The organism is Streptomyces sp. NPDC041200, from assembly GCF_055591805.1.
Genome location: NZ_JBVIZF010000010.1, coordinates 230,027 through 247,457, shown reverse-complemented (window position 1 = coordinate 247,457; position 17,431 = coordinate 230,027). Strand labels below are relative to the sequence as shown.

Genomic DNA, 17,431 nt, shown 5'->3' with positions numbered 1-17,431 from the left:
GCCCGGTTACATTCCGAACCCGGAAGCTAAGCCTTTCAGCGCCGATGGTACTGCAGGGGGGACCCTGTGGGAGAGTAGGACGCCGCCGAACAATCTTTGGAAAAGGCCCTGTTGGGAGCTTCAAGCTCCCAACAGGGCCTTTTCGTGTTTGTAGGCTAAAGCCCATGCGCTACGACATGGTCATTTTCGACAACGACGGAGTGCTCGTCGACAGCGAGCCGATCTCCAATCGGCTCCTCGCGGGCTATCTCACCGAGCTGGGGCATCCCACCAGCTACGAGGACTCCCTGCGGGACTACATGGGATCCGCCATGCACCGCATCCACGAGCTGGTCCTGGAGCGCACCGGGCAGCGGCTGCCCGCCGACTTCGACACCACCTTCCACTCACGCGTCTTCGCCGCCTTCCGCCAGGAGCTGGAGCCGGTGGCCGGCGCCGCCGCGACGCTGAAGGGCATGCACGCGGAGGGGATTCCGTACTGCGTCGCGTCCTCCGGAAGCCATGAGCGCATACGGGTCGCCTTGCGCAAGACCGGGCTCTACGACTTCTTCGGCGAGGACCGCATCTTCAGCTCCGAGGACGTGGGCCGCGGTAAGCCCGCCCCCGACCTGTTCCTCCACGCGGCCACCAGCATGGGCGTCGCCCCGGAGCGGTGCGCCGTCGTCGAGGACAGCCCGCTCGGCGTCCAAGCCGCCGTGGCCGCCGGGATGGACGCGTACGGCTACACGGCCATGACCCCGGCCGACCGGCTCCCCGGCGCCCGCGCTCACTTCTCGGAGATGGCCGAACTGCGAATAGTGCTCAGCTCTACCCACAAGTAGCGCCGGGGGCCTACGCTCCTCGGCCATGACGGATACGCGCCCGGGCCCGCGGCTACGGCATGGCCGGGCCTCGCTGGCCATCAGCTTCTTCGTCCAGGGCGCGATCTTCGCCCTGCTCGTGACCCGGATACCCGCGCTGCAGGACCGCTATGGGATATCCGACGCGATGCTGCCCGTCTTCCTCGCCGCCGTGCCCGTGCTGGCCGGTGTGGGCAGCGTCGCCACCGAACACCTCGTCAAACGCGTACGGCCGGGCCGGGTGCTGCGCTGGGTCCAGCCCGTCGTCTCGCTCGCCCTGCTCGCGGCGGGGTCGGGCACGGCCGTAGGGCAGCTCGCCGTCGCGCTCGCGGTCTTCGGTCTCACCGTCGGCGCGCTCGACGCGTCGATGAACATGCTCGGCGTGAGCCTGCAGCGCGCGTACGGGCGCAGCATCATGCTCGGCTTCCACGCCGCGTACAGCCTGGGCGGGATCGCCGGGGCCTCGCTCGCCTGGGCGGGCGCGCACTGGGACCTGCCGCTGCCCGTCCTGTACGCGCCGCTGGTGGCGGTCCTCGTGCCCGTCGCGTTCATCGCGGCCCGCTGGTACGCGGACGACGAGGGCGGCCCCGGCCGGGACGGCGGAGAGGGCGGCGCGGGCGAGGGAGGGGCCGTGAACATGAAGCTGCTGATGCCGCTCTGCCTCGTCATGGCCTTCGCCTACATCGGCGACTCCACGGTTTCCAACTGGTCCGCCAAGTACCTGGAGGACGTGCTGCACAGCTCCGACCAGCTGGCGACGGTGCCGTACAACGTCTACATGGTCACCACCCTCCTCGGCCGCACCTTCGGGGACCTCGGCGTGCGGCGCTTCGGCGCGGCCGCCGTCGTCCGGGCCGGGTCGCTGCTCGCGGCGGGCGGGTTCGCGGTCGTCGCGGCGGCGCCCGGCGCGTGGGCGGGGATGCTCGGGTTCACGCTGCTGGGGCTCGGGCTGTGCGTCCTGGTGCCGCAGACGTTCGCCGCGGCCGGGCGGCTCTTCCCCGGGGCGTCGGACGCGGCCATCGCGCGCCTGAATATCTTCAATTACGTGGGCTTTCTGATCGGTTCGCCGCTCGTGGGCGCGCTGGGGGGCGCATGGAGCTATCGCGGGGCGATGCTCGTGCCGATGGCGCTCGTCCTCGTGACGCTGGTCTACGCGAGGTCGTTCACGGCCGCACCAGCCCGATACGGTGACGGGCATGAGCGGCCGCGCACAGTTGATGTGGGATGAGGAAGTAACCCGGTACGACTTCGGCGCCGGGCATCCGATGGACCCGGTCCGGCTCGCGCTGACCATGCGGTTGGTGGAGGCGTACGGGCTCGACCGGGCGGTCGGGGTGGTGGCCGCCAAGGCGGCCGGCGACTCGACGCTGCGGCTGGTCCACCGCCAGGAGTACATCGACGCGGTGCGGCGGGCGTCGGCCGATCCGGCGGCCGCGGACGGTTCGTACGGGCTCGGGACGATGGACGACCCGGCGTTCGCCGGAATGCACGAGGCGTCGGCGCTGATCGCCGGGCAGTCGGTGGGCGCGGCGGAGAGCGTGTGGCGCGGCGAGGCGCTGCACGCGGTGAACTTCGCGGGCGGGCTGCACCACGCGATGCCCGGCGGCGCCTCCGGGTTCTGCGTCTACAACGACGCGGCCCTGGCGGTGGCCCGGCTGCTGGAGCTGGGCGCCGAGCGGGTCGCGTACGTGGATGTGGACGTGCACCACGGCGACGGCGTGCAGGCGGCGTTCTGGGACGATCCGCGGGTGCTGACCATCTCGCTGCACGAGCACCCGCGCACCCTCTTCCCGCAGACCGGATGGCCGGAGGAGACCGGTGGTGCGGGCGCCGAGGGCTCGGCGGTGAACGTGGCACTCCCGGCCGGGACCGGGGACGCGGGCTGGCTGCGGGCCTACCACGCGGTGGTGCCGGAGCTGCTGGCCGCCTTCCGCCCGCAGGCTCTGGTGACCCAGCACGGCGCGGACACCCACATCGAGGACCCGCTCGCGCATCTGGGCGTGACCGTGGACGCGCAGCGCGCGGTGGCGGAGAGCTGCCACCGGCTGGCGCACGAGCACGCGGACGGCCGCTGGGTGGCCCTCGGGGGCGGCGGCTACGCGGTGGTGGACGTGGTGCCGCGGTCGTGGACGCATCTGGTGGCGATCGCGGCAGGGCGTCCGGTGGAGCCGGAGGCCGAGGTGCCGGAGGAGTGGCGGCGCGAGGTGTACCGGCGGACCCGGCTGGAGGGGCCGCGGCGGATGACGGACGGGCGCGAGCCGCGCTGGCAGGACTTCGCCGAGTCCGGCTACGACCCGGCGGACCGCCTGGACCAGGCGATCCTGGCGACCCGCCGGGCCGCCTTCCCCCACCACGGCCTGCTGCCGTAAGGCTGCCGCCCCGGCCTCTTTCGTACGCCAGTGTTAGGCCGACCAGGGGAACTCGGGGCGTTCGCCCCCGGGCGCGGGCGGGGATCCAGCAGCATCGGTGGGGTGTTGAGTACCGCCGCGCTGCGTGCGCATCTGCTGGCGGCGCGGCTCGCCGGGCCGGTGACCACCAGCCGGGAGGAGAGTCTGCGCCGCTACCGGCTCTTCGCCGCCCGCGATCCCCGGGTGCTGCTCGGCCTGGAGCCCGAATACGACTGGTCGTTCACCGAATTGCTTCGCCTCATGGGGAGTAAATGCGGGGTTTCGGTCAACCCGGCCCATGTCTCCGGTCACGACGTGATCGACCCGGAGCGTACGATCGCCGCCCTGCAGACCTTCGCGGACCGCCTCCGGGTGGCCGCCGAAACCCGGGCACCGGTGCTCCTGGGCACCGGCCACCCCCACCGCCTCCTGGGTTTCTACGCCGCCTTGGCGTCGGCCCTCTCGGCGGCCGGGTGCCCCATTCTCACCCCCGCGCAGGGTAGATGTGTCGACATAACGACTCGTTTCGGCGTACGTACGTACCAGCTCACCTACGTACGGGGAGTCGCGATGGTGCGGGAACCCGGCGCCCGGCCGACCGCGAGTGAGCCGGGCGCCCACAGTCACTCGCCCCTCCCGGTTCGCGTCGCCCTCGCCTGTGCCGCGGAGTCCGGAGGGCCGCTGCCGGGGCTGGTGGTCGGGGACCACGGATGGGTCTGCGGAGCAGGTCAACTGGGGTTTGCCGCCATCGGACTGGGCGACACCGACGACCCCGCGCTGTTCGTCGGGGAAGCCGAGGGACAGGTGTCCGTGGCCGTTCCACTTGATGACGCTGTGCGGTCTGGTTACTACCGGCCGCTTACTCGCTATGTACTCAATCGAGCGTGTCTGTCACAGTAGGCGTGCGATCGCTACTCCTCTTCCCCACTCGCATCACCCGCCCCTAACCTGGGGATGAGCGCGCATGCGAGAGGAGTCACCGGAGGGGAAGCCGGTGCCCGACATGTGCGGAAGGTTCAGGTGGTGTGTCATGGCTGCTGGCGAACGGCCTCTGAATGAGGTTCAGTTTCTGACCGTGGCGGAAGTCGCCTCGGTGATGCGAGTCTCCAAGATGACCGTGTACCGCTTGGTGCACAGTGGTCATCTGCCGGCGATCAGGGTGGGCAGGTCCTTCCGGGTCCCGGAGCAAGCGGTGCATGAGTACCTCCGCGAGTCCTATGTGGGGGTGGAGTCCGCTTAGGCCACTTAGGCCGACGACCCTCGGATTACGTGGTTCGCCCGGTGGCGGGTAGGCTGGCCCGATGTAGGTCGTGTGGGCTCGGACGCCCCGCACCGAGTGATTCGAAGTGAGCGAGGGTAGTCGTGGGCTCTGTTATCAAGAAGCGGCGCAAGCGGATGGCGAAGAAGAAGCACCGCAAGCTGCTCAAGCGCACGCGCGTCCAGCGTCGCAACAAGAAGTAGGACCAGCGGCGCTGTGTTCGTCCCGCAGCCCTTCCACCCATGGTGGAAGGGCTGCGGTGCGTGCGGTGGGGGCCCCGGCTTAAAACGTCGCACCGCGCGGCGAGTGGTCATCACAGCGCAACATCGAGCGGTTACGGTGGTCCGCACAGCCCAGCTCGGAATGCTCGGACGAGGGTGGGAAGGAAGGCGCTGATCTTGGGAAAGGTCGTGCTCGTCACCGGAGTCGCCCGCCGGCTGGGGGGCCGATTCGTACGGCGTATACAGCGCGAGCCGGACGTCGACCGGGTCATCGGAGTGGACGCGGTCGCTCCCGAACACCAACTGGGCGGAGCCGACTTCGTCCGGGCCGACATCCGCCACCCCACGATCGGGAAACTCCTCGCCGAGTTCGGCGTCGACACCGTCGTCCACATGGATATCAACGGGACCCCGCTCGGCGCCCGCGGCAACCGCACCTCGGTCAAGGAAACCAACGTCATCGGCACCATGCAGCTGCTCGGTGCCTGCCAGAAGGCGCCGTCGGTCCAGCGGCTGGTGGTGAAGTCCAGCACCAGCGTGTACGGCTCCGCGCCCCGGGACCCCGCCGTCTTCGGCGAGACCACTCCGCCCAAGTCGCTGCCGAGCGGTGGCTTCGCCAAGGACACCGTCGAGGTCGAGGGGTACGTACGCGGCTTCGCCCGGCGCCGCCCCGATGTCGCGGTGTGCGTGCTGCGCTTCGCCAACATCCTGGGGCCGTGCGCGGACTCCCCGCTCGCCGAGTACTTCGCGCTGCCGGTGCTGCCCACCGTCATCGGCTACGACCCGCGGCTCCAGTTCGTCCATGAGAAGGACGCCCTGGAGGTGCTGCGGATCGCCGCCTCCGAGCCGCGTCGCGGCACGCTCAACAGCGGAACGTTCAACATCGCGGGCGACGGAGTGCTGCTGCTCTCCCAGGCCGCCCGGCGCCTCGGCCGCCCCACCCTGCCGCTGCTGCTGCCGACCCTCCGGTGGGCCCGCACCGCGCTGCGGTCCCTCGGCATCACCGACTTCTCGCCCGAGCAGATCCGGCTGCTCACCCACGGCCGGGTGGTGGCCACGACCCAGATGCGCGAAACCCTGGGGTTCGATCCCGAGTACACCACCGCCGGCGCCTTCGCGGACTATGCGCACAGCCGCGGTCCCGGGCTGCTCCCGCCCGAGACCCTCGCCCGTACCATCGACCGGCTCGGCGCACTGCTGCCCGCCGGAGCCCAGAAATGAGGAGCGCACCACCATGGCGGACGCCAAGGTCATTCCGTTCGGTGAGGAACCCCGGTCCCGGCGGAAGGGACTGCGCGCGGGCCGTTCGAACCGGTCCCAGGGCCCGCTGAAACCCGTACCGCAGCAGCGCGACGAGGAGCTGGAGCAGCGCCCCGAGACCTCCGCGGCGGCCGCTCCGCCCCTGCCCCCGCACCCGCCGAAGCGGGCGTCCGGCGGCGGCGACTGGGAGCGCAAGCTCGCCCACGGGCTGAGTTTCCTGCGCCGCCGGATCACCGGTGAGTACGAGGTCGACGACTTCGGCTACGACGAGGACCTCACCGACCAGGTGCTGATGTCGATGCTCCGCCCGATGTACGAGAAGTACTTCCGGGTCGAGGTGAAGGGCATCGAGAACATCCCGGAGAGCGGCGGCGCGCTCGTGGTCGCCAACCACTCCGGGGTGCTGCCGCTGGACGGGCTGATGCTCCAGGTCGCGGTGCACGACAACCATCCCGCCCAGCGCCATCTGCGGCTGCTCGCCGCCGACCTGGTCTTCGTGCTGCCGGTCGTCAACGAGCTGGCCCGCAAGGCCGGTCACACCCTCGCCTGCGCCGAGGACGCCCAGCTGCTGCTGGAGCGCGGTGAGGTCGTCGGGGTGATGCCGGAGGGCTTCAAGGGCATCGGAAAGCCGTTCGCGGACCGGTACAAGCTCCAGCGGTTCGGGCGGGGCGGCTTCGTCTCGACGGCGCTGCGCGCCGGGGCGCCGATCGTGCCGTGCTCGATCGTGGGCGCGGAGGAGATCTATCCGATGGTCGGGAACGCGAAGACGCTCGCCCGGCTGCTGGGGATCCCGTACTTCCCGGTCACGCCGACGTTCCCGCTGCTGGGGCCGCTGGGGGCGGTGCCGCTGCCGACGAAGTGGACGATCCAGTTCGGCGAGCCCATCCCGACGGACGGGCATCCGCCGGAGGCCGCGGACGACCCGATGCTGATGTTCAACCTGACGGACCAGGTAAGGGAAACGATCCAGCACACGCTGTACAAGCTCTTGGTGCAGCGTCGCTCGGTGTTCTTCTGAGGTGGGGGTCCGGCGGTGCCGGACCCCCAATGATCACCTCGTGTCGTCGCCGTCGAGGTCCAGACCCGGCAGCAGGTCGGGCAGCAGCGGCGGGATGGTGATGTCCGGCTGGGACGGCTTGCCCCCGCCCGTCTCGCCCTTGCCCGCGGGCGGGCTCGGCGTGGCCGCGCCGGTCGGCGGGTCCAGCAGACCGCTCGCGCCGCCCACCAGGCCCTGCTCCTCGGGAGCGGCCGACGCCGACGGGCGCGGCTTGGCGGAGGCGTCACCTGGGCGGCTGTGGCTCGGGGTGGCCGGGGAGGACATCGGCTGGCCGCGCTCCGGCTCCGCCGCGCCGGGGCGCGGCGGCAGCTCGCCGCTCGGCTGGCCGGACTGCCCCTGCTGCTCCCGGGAGGTGGGCAGCAGCGAACGCAGCGGGCCGACCTCATCGTCTATGGCGTCGAAGACCGAGCTGACCTGCTCGCCGACGTCCATGAGCTGGACCGGCAGCTGATCACGCAGGCGGCTCCAGCCCTCGCGGTGCGACGTGGTGAAGGTGGACAGCTCGCGCATCGGACCGAGCGAGCCGTCCCGCTTGTAGACCTCGCGCAGCAGCCGGTGGCCCTCGGAGGCGTCATGGCGCATCCCGGACAGGGCCCTGCGGATCTCGCCGAGCTGGTCGTGGTCGAGGTCGCCGGAGCGGGCCCGCTCCATCAGCCGGCGCGCCTCGCCCAGCCGGGTGGACGCCTGGTCCAGATAGATCCGGCCGCGGTCGGCGTCGCCGTCGGCCATCTCCAGTTTCAGGTCCTCCATGCCCCTCTTGACCCCGTAGAGGGTGTCGCCCGGGAGCGCGTCGGAGCTGGCCGCGGCGACGCCGCCGAACGCGCCCGCCGCGACTCCCACGGTGAGCCCCCCGGCCGCGAGCCCCTTGGACCAGCGGGAGCGGGGCCGGAGTCTGGCCACCGGGGGTTTCGCCCGGTGGGCGCCGCTGCTGCGGCGGCGCTGCTCGGGGACCCGGGACGCGCCGTCCGCGAAGGCGGCCTCCATGGCGGCGATCAGCTGGGCCCGCTGGGCGGTTTTGACGTCGGCGGACAGCGTCGGCGCCGGTAGCTCACCGAGCTGCCGCGCCACATCCATCAGCCGATGCTGCTGGCCGGGGCTGTCCGCCGCCGGGCCGGACGGTTCGGGCCCGGCCGCCCCGGTCGTGTCCTGGGACGCCTGGTGCCGGCTCTCCAGAGCCTCCAGGGCCTCCAGCGCCTCGGCGAAGGCGTTCGCCCGCCGGTGCGCCGATACGTTCGCGATCACGGGCGGCACCTCCTCTTCTCGTGACGGTCGACTCCCCAGGACACCCGGAGGTTCCGTGCCATGCGCGCGTCCACCCGATCGAGTGAGGGGACTACGGGCAGGGTACGACCGCGAGGCGCCTGCACCTCCCACAACGAGCGGCGCAGCGCAGGGGTTACGCCCTCCCGATGATCGGACCACACGTCGCGCCCGCGCTTCCCGGGGTCAGCGGGCGTCGTCCGGCAGCAGCCGCGCGAGTGTGCGCACGGCCCGGTACTGCAGGGTTTTGATCGCGCCCTCGTTCTTGCCCATGACGCGGGCGGTCTCGGCGACCGAGAGGCCCTGGAGGAAGCGGAGCGTCACGCACTCCTGCTGCTGCGGGTTGAGTTTTCGCACCGCCTGGAGCAGCGCCGCGTTGGAGAGGGACTCCAGGACCGAGTCCTCCGGGCTGCGCTCGACCTCGTTGGCGTCGAGCATCTCGCCGGTGGTGACCTCCAGCCGGAAGCGGCTGGACTTGAAGTGGTCGGCGACGAGGTTACGGGCGATCGTCACCAGCCAGGCGCCGAAGTCGCGGCCCTGCCAGGTGAAGGTCCCGATGCGGCGCAGGGCGCGCAGGAACGTCTCGCTGGTGAGGTCCTCGGCCGTGGCCCGGCCGCCGACCCGGTAGTAGATATAGCGGTACACCGTGTCGGCGTACTGGTCGTAGAGGCGCCCGAAGGCCTCGGCCTCGCCCGCCTGAGCGCGCTCCACGAGGTCCATCATCCGGCGGCTGTCGCTGTCGGCACTGGGCCGCCGGGCGGTGGAGGTGGAGCCGCGGGAGCGTCTGCCGACCGCCGCGCCGCCGTCGGTGAGGGCATAGCAGGGACTGGCGGCGCCGGACCGGCTGACCGTGCCGTCGGCTGGACCGGCGGGACGGGCCGGCCCGGCGGGCACGGGCGAGGCGAGGGCGAAGGCGGGGACGGCATACGCGGTGGGGACGAAGCCGCGCAGACAGTCGAGGACCGTTGCGCGCAGCGTAGCCAGGCCCGAGGCGTCAACCCCGACGTGTGGGTACACGGGACTCCCAGAGGCAGAGCTTCCATCACGTGCAGTACGGGACCGTTCACCCGCCGTAGGGACGCGTGGGTACCGGTTTGCGTCTAAGGAGAATAACGCTTCGTATAGGCGGCGCTACACCCAGTTGCTCAAATCATCGTTTCCGTCTGCTTCGTTATGGGTTGATGACGGATCAAGTATCGAATGCAGTATGGGAGTTGATCGAAAACATTCGCTGCTTGTGCGCCGGTATGGCGTGTTGTGACAAACCAGCGGTAAGGGGACTGGCGGGGGCGCTATGGGGCAGCAAACGTGGATTGACTGAAACGGGACGGACGCGGTCGTCCGATGACCCTCCGCATCGCTGCCCAAGCCGTCACGCAGCGCGACGATCAGTCAAGGGCGGGCATGCCCGGTCACCCTCGTTCGGCGACGGTCGGTCACGGTGTGCGGCCCGCCGGAGACGTGCAGAGGTTGCGAGGGGGCCCTAGCGGCGTCGGCGGTGGAGGGCCACCGCGGCGGCCGTGCCGCCCGCCACCGCGCCCACCCCGGCCGCGGCCGGGATGCCGATGCGGGCCGCCTTGCGGCCGGTGCGGTAGTCGCGCAGCCGCCAGCCGCGATCGCGGGCGTGTTTGCGCAGCTGGCCATCGGGGTTCACGGCGTAGGGGTGGCCCACGATCGACAGCATCGGGATGTCGTTGGAGGAGTCGCTGTACGCCGCGCAGCGGTTCAGGTCGAGGCCCTCGGCCGCCGCCAGCGCCCGTACGGCCTCCGCCTTCGCGGGGCCGTGCAGCGGCTCGCCGACCAGTTTGCCGGTGTACACGCCGCCGACGGACTCGGCCACCGTCCCCAGCGCCCCGGTCAGCCCCAGCCGCCGGGCGATGATCGTCGCGGTTTCGACGGGGGCCGCGGTCACCAGCCACACCCGCTGCCCGGCGTCCAGGTGGGCCTGGGCGAGCGCCCGGGTGCCGGGCCAGATGCGGTCGGCCATGTACTCGTCGTAGATCTCCTCGCCGATCGACATCAGCTCGGCGACCCGGTGGCCCTTGACGATCGACAGCGCGCTGCTGCGCACGTCCTCCATGTGGGCCGGGTCCTCGACTCCGGCCATCCGGAACCACGTCTGCTGCCAGGCGAAGCGGGCCAGCTCACGCTTGCGGAAGAAGTGCCGCTTGTAGAGGCCGCGGCCGAAGTGGAAGAGCGCGGCGCCCTGCATGACCGTGTTGTCCAGGTCGAAGAAGGCGGCCGCCTGCTCGTCGCCGACGACCGGGAACTCCGGCTCGGCGGCGGTCTGTGGCGGCGGGGTCTCGGCCGACGACTTGCGCGCCGCCTCGGCCGATGCCTCTCCGGCGAGGACGCTCCGCTCCGTGGCGGGCTGTCGACGTCGGGTGAACCATCCCAGTGCGGCCATAGAGCGAGCATAGCCATGCCCATGGCGCTCGCCGTTACGCCAGGGTGTCGGGCGGATTCAGGTTACGCGAAAGGGGGGCGGGCGAAGCCGGGGAGGCGGCGGGACCGGTGGCCGCCGTCAGCCGCCGAGGGCGGCGCGCAGCCGCTTCGGATCGACCCGCCAGAAGTCGTGCTGGGCGCCGTCGACCAGGACAACCGGAATCTGCTCCCAGTACTTCCGGTACAGCTCCTCGTCCTGGGTGATGTCCTTCTTCTCCCAGGGGGTGCCCAGCTCGCCGCAGACCTTCTCGATCACGGCCTCGGCGTTCTCGCAGAGGTGACAGTCGGGTTTGCCGATCAGCGTCACCGTGCGCTCGCTGGGCTTCTTGCGGGGGCTACGGCGCAACAGCGGACTCATGGCCCCATTGTGCGCTCCCGGCGAGTTCGGCGGCGGGGCCCCGGTCGGTTTACGATCGTGGGCGATTTGTTGCTGTCCGGGGGTAAAACGGTGAGGAGTGAGGGCCCGTGTTCCCCTCGGAGGGTCCGCGGTGCGTGCGCGTCCATGGGGAACGGTGCGACGCTGGTGGTGGTTCCGTGGCCTGGTCGAAAAGGCGCGTGACACCGGTCACTTTGCTCGGACAAAGCGGACACCATCTTTGTGCACGCGTTCACAAAGACATAGCCTGCTGTCGATGGGGCGGCCTCACGCCATCCGGCCGCCCGCAGCCCCGCTCTACCCGCAGGAGCACCGTGGCAACTGGCCGAACTCACCGACCGGCGACCCGAAGCCGAGGAATCCCCGAGGCCACCGTCGCCCGGCTACCGCTGTATCTGCGTGCCCTGACCGCGCTCTCCGAGCGCTCGGTCCCCACGGTGTCCTCCGAGGAACTCGCGACCGCCGCCGGGGTCAATTCGGCCAAGCTGCGCAAGGACTTCTCGTACCTCGGCTCGTACGGCACCCGGGGTGTCGGCTACGACGTGGAGTACCTCGTCTACCAGATCTCGCGGGAACTCGGCCTCACCCAGGACTGGCCGGTCGTGATCGTCGGTATCGGTAATCTCGGCGCCGCCCTCGCCAACTACGGCGGCTTCGCCTCCCGTGGCTTCCGGGTCGCCGCGCTGATCGACGCCGATCCGGCCATGGCCGGGAAGCCGGTCGCGGGCATCGCGGTGCAGCACACCGACGAACTCGAGAAGATCATCGACGACAACGGGGTCTCGATCGGCGTCATCGCCACCCCGGCCGGTGCCGCCCAGCAGGTCTGTGACCGCCTCGTCGCGGCCGGGATCACCTCGATCCTCAACTTCGCGCCCACCGTGCTGTCCGTTCCGGAGGGTGTGGACGTCCGTAAGGTCGATCTCTCCATCGAGCTGCAGATCCTCGCCTTCCACGAGCAGCGCAAGGCGGGCGAGGAGGCCACCCCTCCCGAGCGGGAGACGGCCGGGACCGGTGAGCCGGGCGTCGCGACGACGCCCAAGCCCGCCTCCGCCGGCGCGAACCGCCCCGCCACCGGCGCGTCCGGTGGCGACGGCCCTCGGCAAGGACCTGACGGGGATGTGCCCGCCGTGATGCCGGCATGAGTCTCCTCGTCGTCGGAATGAGTCACCGCAGCGCGCCCGTGAGCGTGCTGGAGCGCGCTGCCCTGGTGGGTGACGAGCAGGCCAAGCTGCTGCAGGACACGCTCGCCGCCGATCCCGCCACCGAGGCCGCGGTGCTGGCCACCTGCAACCGGATCGAGCTGTACGCCGATGTGGACAAGTTCCACGCCGGAGTGGCCGAACTGTCCACCCTGATCGCCCAGCACACCGGTGTCGGCCTGGACGAGCTGACTCCGTATCTCTATGTGCACTACGAGGACCGGGCCGTCCACCACCTCTTCTCGGTGGCCTGCGGGCTGGACTCGATGGTCGTCGGAGAGGGCCAGATCCTCGGCCAGATCAAGGACGCGCTCGCGCTCGGGCAGGAGCTGCACACCGCGGGCCGGATGCTGAACGACCTCTTCCAGCAGGCGCTGCGGGTCGGCAAGCGGGCGCACAGCGAGACCGGGATCGACAAGGCCGGCCAGTCGCTGGTGACCTTCGGCCTGGAGCAGCTGGCCGGGTCCGGGCCGGTGCCGGACTGGGCGGCCGGGAAGCGCGCGCTGGTGATCGGCGCGGGGTCGATGTCGTCGCTGGCCGCGACGACCCTCGCGCGGGCCGGTGTGGCAGAACTGGTGATCGCCAACAGGACGTTGGAGCGGGCCCTGCGGCTCGCTGAGTCCCTCGCGGGCCACCACGCCGGGCTGGGCGCCGATGTCGCCGTCGCCGACCTCGCGGCCGACGCCGCGCGGGAGGCCGGTCCGGACGAGCGGCCCGGTCTGATCGCCCGTGCCGTACCGCGTGACCGGGTCGCGAACGAGCTGCCGCACGCCGACATCGTCGTCTCCTGTACCGGCGCGACCGGTCTGGTGCTGACCGAGGACGATCTGCGTACCGCGCTCACCCAGCGGGCGGGCTGCCCCACCGGCGGGCACGCCGCCACCGTCTCGCTGCTGGATCTGGCGATGCCGCGCGACATAGACGCGGCGGCGCACCGGATCGAGGGGCTGCGACTGGTCGACATCGAGTCCCTCGCCGAGGCGGCCGCCACTCCCGCCGACGGCTCGGGCTCCTCCGCCGTCGCGCTGGCCGCCGATGTCGACAAGGTCCGCGGAATCGTCTCCGCCGAGGTGTCCGCCTTCGGGGCGGCCCAGCGCGCCGCGCACATCACGCCGACCGTGGTCGCGCTGCGTACCATGGCGGCAGATGTCGTCGCGAGTGAGATCGCCCGGCTCGACGGACGCCTGCCCGACCTGGACGACAAGCAGCGCTCGGAGATCACCCAGACCGTGCGCCGGGTCGTCGACAAGCTGCTGCACGCGCCCACCGTGCGGGTCAAGGAGCTGGCGAGCACCCCGGGCGGCGCGGGTTACGCGGACGCGCTGCGCGAGCTGTTCGACCTCGACCCCCAGGCGGTTGCCGCCGTCAGCCGGGCCGACACGGGCGGCCCGGGCCGCGCGGCCGCCGCCGAACCGAACGACCCGAAGGGAGGCCGGGCATGACCACCGCCCCCGCCACCCCGCTGCGGCTGGGGACCCGCCGCAGCGCGCTCGCCATGGCGCAGTCCGGCCTGATAGCCGACCAGGTGCGCGAGCTGACCGGCCGCCCCGTCGAGCTGGTCGAGATCACCACGTACGGGGACGTCTCGCGTGAGCACCTCGCGCAGATCGGCGGCACCGGCGTCTTCGTCTCGGCGCTGCGCGAGGCGCTGCTGGGCGGCGAGATCGACTTCGCCGTCCACTCGCTGAAGGACCTGCCGACCGCCGAGCCGGAGGGCCTCACGCTGGCCGCGATCCCGCGGCGCGAGGACCCGCGCGACGCGCTCATCGCGCGCGACGGCCTCACCTTCGAACAGCTGCCGCCCGGCGCCCGGATAGGCACCGGATCGCCGCGCCGTGCCGCGCAGCTCAACGCCTGGGCGCGGTCGTCCGGGCTCGATGTCGAGACGGTGCCGATCCGTGGCAACGTCGGCACCCGGATCGGCTACGTCCGCTCCGGTGAACTCGACGCCGTGGTGCTCGCCGCCGCCGGGCTGAGCCGCCTCGGGCGGATCAGCGAGGCGACCGAGATCCTCGACGCCGACCATGTTTTGCCCGCCCCCGGCCAGGGGGCCCTGGCAGTCGAATGTGCCGCGGCCGACGCGGAGATGACTGCCCTGCTCGCCGGACTCGACGACCCGCACACGCGGGCCGCCGTGACCGCCGAGCGTTCCCTGCTCGCCGCCCTGGAGGCCGGCTGCAGCGCACCTGTGGGGGCGCTGGCCGACCTGTTGGGCGACGGTCAGGTTGTCACCGAAATGCGCCTGCGCGGCGTCGTCGGCACGACCGACGGCTCGACGCTGGTGCAGCTGTCCACCACCGGTCCCGTACCCGCGTCGCCCGATCAGGCCGCGGACCTCGGTCGCGAACTCGCCGCCGAGATGCTCGCCAAGGGTGCGGCCGGTCTTATGGGGGAGCGAGCACTTTGAACCCCAACGCCCCGAACCATCCCGGCTGCGGGCACGTCACCTTTCTCGGTGCGGGCCCAGGAGATCCGGGCCTACTGACGCTGCGTGCCGTAGAGGCACTGGCCGCCGCGGACGTGCTGATCGCCGACCCGCACGTGCTCGACGTGGTGCGTACGCACGTCAGGCCGGGCGTGGCCGCGGAAGCTCAGGGCACGCCAGGGCAAGCGGGCCCTGACGTGTCGTCAGGCACCGCTGAGGTCCCGGTACTCCGGGACAGCACCAATCTTGTCATGGCGGCCGCGCGCGGCGGCAAGCGGGTCGTCCGCGCCGTCGCGGGCGACCCCGGCCTCGACGGGTACGCCGCCGACGAGATGCTCGCGTGCGCCGCCGAGGGCATCGTCTTCGAGGTGGTCCCCGGTGTCGCGTCCGCGGTGGGCGTGCCCGCCTACGCGGGTGTGCCGCTGCGGGACTCCCAGGGCGCCGATGTGCGCTTCGTGGACGCCCGTACCGCCGATGAGCGCTGCTGGAGCGAGGTCGGTTCGTCCGACGCGACGGCCGTCGTCTCCGCCACCCTGGAGACGGTCGCGGCCGCCGCGGGCGAGCTGGTGTCCGCGGGCCGCAAGCCGGACACCCCGCTGACGGTCACCGTCGCCGGTACGACCACCCGCCAGCGCACCTGGACGGCGACGCTCGGCACCATCGCGCAGGTGCTGAAGTCCGCGAAGGTGCTGCCGTCGCCGCAGGGCTCGCAGCCCGTGATAGCGGTCGTCGGCGAGAGCGGCGCGGCCGAGCGGCGCGACCAGCTGTCCTGGTTCGAGTCCAAGCCGCTGTTCGGCTGGAAGGTCCTGGTGCCGCGCACCAAGGAGCAGGCCGCCTCGCTCTCGGACCAGCTGCGTTCGTACGGCGCGGTGCCCAGCGAGGTGCCGACGATCGCCGTCGAGCCGCCGCGCACGCCGCAGCAGATGGAGCGCGCGGTCAAGGGCCTGGTCACCGGGCGCTACGAGTGGATCGCCTTCACCTCGGTCAACGCGGTCAAGGCGGTGCGCGAGAAGTTCGAGGAGTACGGGCTCGACGCCCGCGCGTTCGCCGGGATCAAGGTCGCGGCGGTGGGCGAGCAGACCGCCAAGTCGCTGATCGAATTCGGTGTGAAGCCGGACCTGGTGCCCAGCGGTGAGCAGTCCGCGGCCGGGCTGCTGGAGGACTGGCCGCCGTACGACCCGGTCTTCGACCCGATCGACCGGGTGTTCCTGCCGCGTGCCGACATCGCCACCGAGACCCTGGTCGCCGGGCTGATCGAGCTGGGCTGGGAGGTCGACGACGTCACCGCGTACCGCACCGTGCGCGCGTCGCCGCCGCCCGCCGAGACCCGTGAGGCCATCAAGGGCGGTGGGTTCGACGCGGTGCTCTTCACCTCGTCGTCCACCGTGCGGAACCTCGTCGGCATCGCGGGCAAGCCGCACAATGTCACTGTCATCGCCTGTATCGGCCCGGCCACCGCGAAGACCGCGGAGGAGCACGGCCTGCGGGTGGACGTGCTGTCGCCCGAGCCCTCGGTGCTCAAGCTGGCCGAGGCGCTCGCGGACTTCGGCGCGGCGCGGCGCCAGGCCGCGGTCGAGGCCGGGGACCCGGTCACGCGCCCGAGCGAGCGACGGCCCGGATCGCGAAGGAGGGCACGCTCTTGAGCACGACGTACGGCAACTTCCCCGGGGCCCGTCCCCGTCGGCTGCGCACCACACCGGCGATGCGGCGGATGGTCGCCGAGACCCGGCTGCACCCGGCCGGGCTGATCCTGCCCGCCTTCGTGCGGGAGGACCTGAGCGCGCCGGTGCCGCTGCAGTCGATGCCGGGCGTCCTCCAGCACACCCGGGACTCCCTGCGGAAGGCCGCGGCCGAGGCGGTCGCGGCGGGGGTCGGCGGGATCATGCTGTACGGAGTGCCGGAGGAGTCCAAGAAGGACGCCGTCGGCACTCCCGGCACCGACCCGGACGGCATCCTCCAGGTCGCCCTGCGCGACGTGCGCGCCGAGGTCGGCGACGACCTCGTGATCATGTCCGACCTGTGCCTGGACGAGCACACCGACCACGGCCACTGCGGCGTCGTGGACGGCGAGGGCCGGATCGACAACGACGCCACGCTGGAGCGCTACGCCGAGATGGCCCGCGTCCAGGCCGACGCGGGCGCCCACGCGGTCGGCCCGAGCGGCATGATGGACGGCCAGGTCGCCGTCGTCCGCCGGGCGCTGGACGGCGCCGGGCACCAGGACGTGTCGATCCTGGCGTACACCGCCAAGTACGCCTCCGCCTTCTTCGGCCCGTTCCGCGAGGCGGTCGGCTCGTCCCTCAAGGGCGACCGCAAGACGTACCAGCAGGACCCGCCCAACGCCCGCGAGTCGCTGCGCGAGCTGGAACTGGACCTGTCCGAGGGCGCCGACATGGTCATGGTCAAGCCCGCTCTCCCGTACCTGGACATCCTCCACCGCATCGCCGACGCGGTGGACGTCCCGGTGGCCGCGTACCAGGTCTCCGGCGAGTACGCGATGGTCGAGGCGGCCGCCGCGAACGGCTGGATCGACCGCGACCGCGCCATCATGGAGTCCCTGACCTCCATCCGCCGCGCGGGCGCGGGGCTGATCCTCACGTACTGGGCCACGGAGGTCGCCCACCGCCTGAACCGCGGCGAGTAGTACGTCCCCGACGCCGTACGGGCCGCATGCGCACCAGGCGCGTGCGGCCCGTACGCG

General features: G+C 71.7%; 17 protein-coding genes and 1 rRNA gene. 14 read left to right on the top strand and 4 right to left on the bottom strand.

All coding sequences use genetic code 11. The features are described 5' to 3' along the window. The 9 genes from rrf to ACZ6CL_RS23630 form a co-directional block, all read left to right on the top strand. A 5S ribosomal RNA gene (gene rrf, locus ACZ6CL_RS23670) occupies nucleotides 1-91 on the top strand; the annotation flags it as partial. 73 nt (nucleotides 92-164) lie between these two features. Continuing rightward, nucleotides 165-821, top strand: a complete 657-nt coding sequence (locus ACZ6CL_RS23665) for an HAD family hydrolase (protein WP_468938388.1) — start codon at nucleotides 165-167, stop codon at nucleotides 819-821. Nucleotides 822-846: 25 nt separating this feature from the next. Then, entirely contained in the window at nucleotides 847-2,067 is a 1,221-nt protein-coding gene (locus ACZ6CL_RS23660) for an MFS transporter (RefSeq protein WP_468938385.1), read from the top strand. Further along, nucleotides 2,036-3,208: an acetoin utilization protein AcuC gene (locus ACZ6CL_RS23655; protein ID WP_468938382.1), complete on the top strand. Its 1,173-nt coding sequence runs from the start codon at nucleotides 2,036-2,038 to the stop codon at nucleotides 3,206-3,208. Before ACZ6CL_RS23660 ends, ACZ6CL_RS23655 begins: the two co-directional genes overlap by 32 nt. Nucleotides 3,209-3,310: 102 nt before the next feature. Next, entirely contained in the window at nucleotides 3,311-4,126 is an 816-nt protein-coding gene (locus ACZ6CL_RS23650) for a phosphatase (RefSeq protein ID WP_468938380.1), read from the top strand. 130 nt (nucleotides 4,127-4,256) lie between these two features. Then, nucleotides 4,257-4,466 carry a helix-turn-helix domain-containing protein gene (locus ACZ6CL_RS23645; protein ID WP_014053989.1) on the top strand — a complete coding sequence of 70 codons (210 nt, stop codon included), beginning with the start codon at nucleotides 4,257-4,259 and terminating at the stop codon, nucleotides 4,464-4,466. Between the two features lie 122 nt (nucleotides 4,467-4,588). Continuing rightward, entirely contained in the window at nucleotides 4,589-4,687 is a 99-nt protein-coding gene (locus ACZ6CL_RS23640) for a 30S ribosomal protein bS22 (RefSeq protein ID WP_003948845.1), read from the top strand. A gap of 195 nt (nucleotides 4,688-4,882) precedes the next feature. Continuing rightward, complete coding sequence (locus ACZ6CL_RS23635; protein ID WP_468054498.1) at nucleotides 4,883-5,926, top strand: NAD-dependent epimerase/dehydratase family protein; 1,044 nt, start codon at nucleotides 4,883-4,885, stop codon at nucleotides 5,924-5,926. Between the two features lie 13 nt (nucleotides 5,927-5,939). Beyond that, nucleotides 5,940-6,983 (top strand): lysophospholipid acyltransferase family protein, encoded by a 1,044-nt coding sequence (locus ACZ6CL_RS23630; protein ID WP_468938376.1) that lies wholly within the window; start codon nucleotides 5,940-5,942, stop codon nucleotides 6,981-6,983. Between the two features lie 33 nt (nucleotides 6,984-7,016). On the opposite strand, the gene ACZ6CL_RS23625 is transcribed toward ACZ6CL_RS23630, so the two are convergent. The 4 genes from ACZ6CL_RS23625 to ACZ6CL_RS23610 all read right to left on the bottom strand — a co-directional run bounded on the left by ACZ6CL_RS23625 (nucleotide 7,017) and on the right by ACZ6CL_RS23610 (nucleotide 11,085). Next, complete coding sequence (locus ACZ6CL_RS23625) at nucleotides 7,017-8,264, bottom strand: DUF5667 domain-containing protein (RefSeq protein WP_468938374.1); 1,248 nt, start codon at nucleotides 8,262-8,264, stop codon at nucleotides 7,017-7,019. Between the two features lie 204 nt (nucleotides 8,265-8,468). Then, nucleotides 8,469-9,299 carry an ECF subfamily RNA polymerase sigma factor, BldN family gene (locus ACZ6CL_RS23620; RefSeq protein ID WP_468938371.1) on the bottom strand — a complete coding sequence of 277 codons (831 nt, stop codon included), beginning with the start codon at nucleotides 9,297-9,299 and terminating at the stop codon, nucleotides 8,469-8,471. Between the two features lie 466 nt (nucleotides 9,300-9,765). Beyond that, nucleotides 9,766-10,689 (bottom strand): HAD family hydrolase, encoded by a 924-nt coding sequence (locus tag ACZ6CL_RS23615; RefSeq protein WP_468054491.1) that lies wholly within the window; start codon nucleotides 10,687-10,689, stop codon nucleotides 9,766-9,768. Between the two features lie 117 nt (nucleotides 10,690-10,806). Continuing rightward, on the bottom strand, nucleotides 10,807-11,085 hold the full coding sequence (locus ACZ6CL_RS23610) for a glutaredoxin family protein (RefSeq protein WP_450881805.1): 279 nt from the start codon (nucleotides 11,083-11,085) through the stop codon (nucleotides 10,807-10,809). 332 nt (nucleotides 11,086-11,417) lie between these two features. Between ACZ6CL_RS23610 and ACZ6CL_RS23605 the strand changes: the two genes are divergently transcribed. The 5 genes from ACZ6CL_RS23605 to hemB are packed head-to-tail and all read left to right on the top strand — an operon-like array spanning nucleotide 11,418 to nucleotide 17,374. Further along, nucleotides 11,418-12,248 carry a redox-sensing transcriptional repressor Rex gene (locus ACZ6CL_RS23605; protein ID WP_468938368.1) on the top strand — a complete coding sequence of 277 codons (831 nt, stop codon included), beginning with the start codon at nucleotides 11,418-11,420 and terminating at the stop codon, nucleotides 12,246-12,248. Next, a complete protein-coding gene (locus tag ACZ6CL_RS23600) occupies nucleotides 12,245-13,747 on the top strand; it encodes a glutamyl-tRNA reductase (RefSeq protein ID WP_468938365.1) in 1,503 nt (500 codons plus the stop codon). The genes ACZ6CL_RS23605 and ACZ6CL_RS23600 overlap by 4 nt, the downstream gene beginning before the upstream one ends. Further along, nucleotides 13,744-14,712 carry a hydroxymethylbilane synthase gene (hemC, locus tag ACZ6CL_RS23595; RefSeq protein ID WP_468938362.1) on the top strand — a complete coding sequence of 323 codons (969 nt, stop codon included), beginning with the start codon at nucleotides 13,744-13,746 and terminating at the stop codon, nucleotides 14,710-14,712. Before ACZ6CL_RS23600 ends, hemC begins: the two co-directional genes overlap by 4 nt. Further along, nucleotides 14,709-16,373 (top strand): bifunctional uroporphyrinogen-III C-methyltransferase/uroporphyrinogen-III synthase, encoded by a 1,665-nt coding sequence (locus ACZ6CL_RS23590; protein ID WP_468938360.1) that lies wholly within the window; start codon nucleotides 14,709-14,711, stop codon nucleotides 16,371-16,373. The genes hemC and ACZ6CL_RS23590 overlap by 4 nt, the downstream gene beginning before the upstream one ends. Continuing rightward, on the top strand, nucleotides 16,370-17,374 hold the full coding sequence (hemB, locus tag ACZ6CL_RS23585) for a porphobilinogen synthase (protein ID WP_468938357.1): 1,005 nt from the start codon (nucleotides 16,370-16,372) through the stop codon (nucleotides 17,372-17,374). Before ACZ6CL_RS23590 ends, hemB begins: the two co-directional genes overlap by 4 nt. Nucleotides 17,375-17,431: the final 57 nt, after the last annotated feature.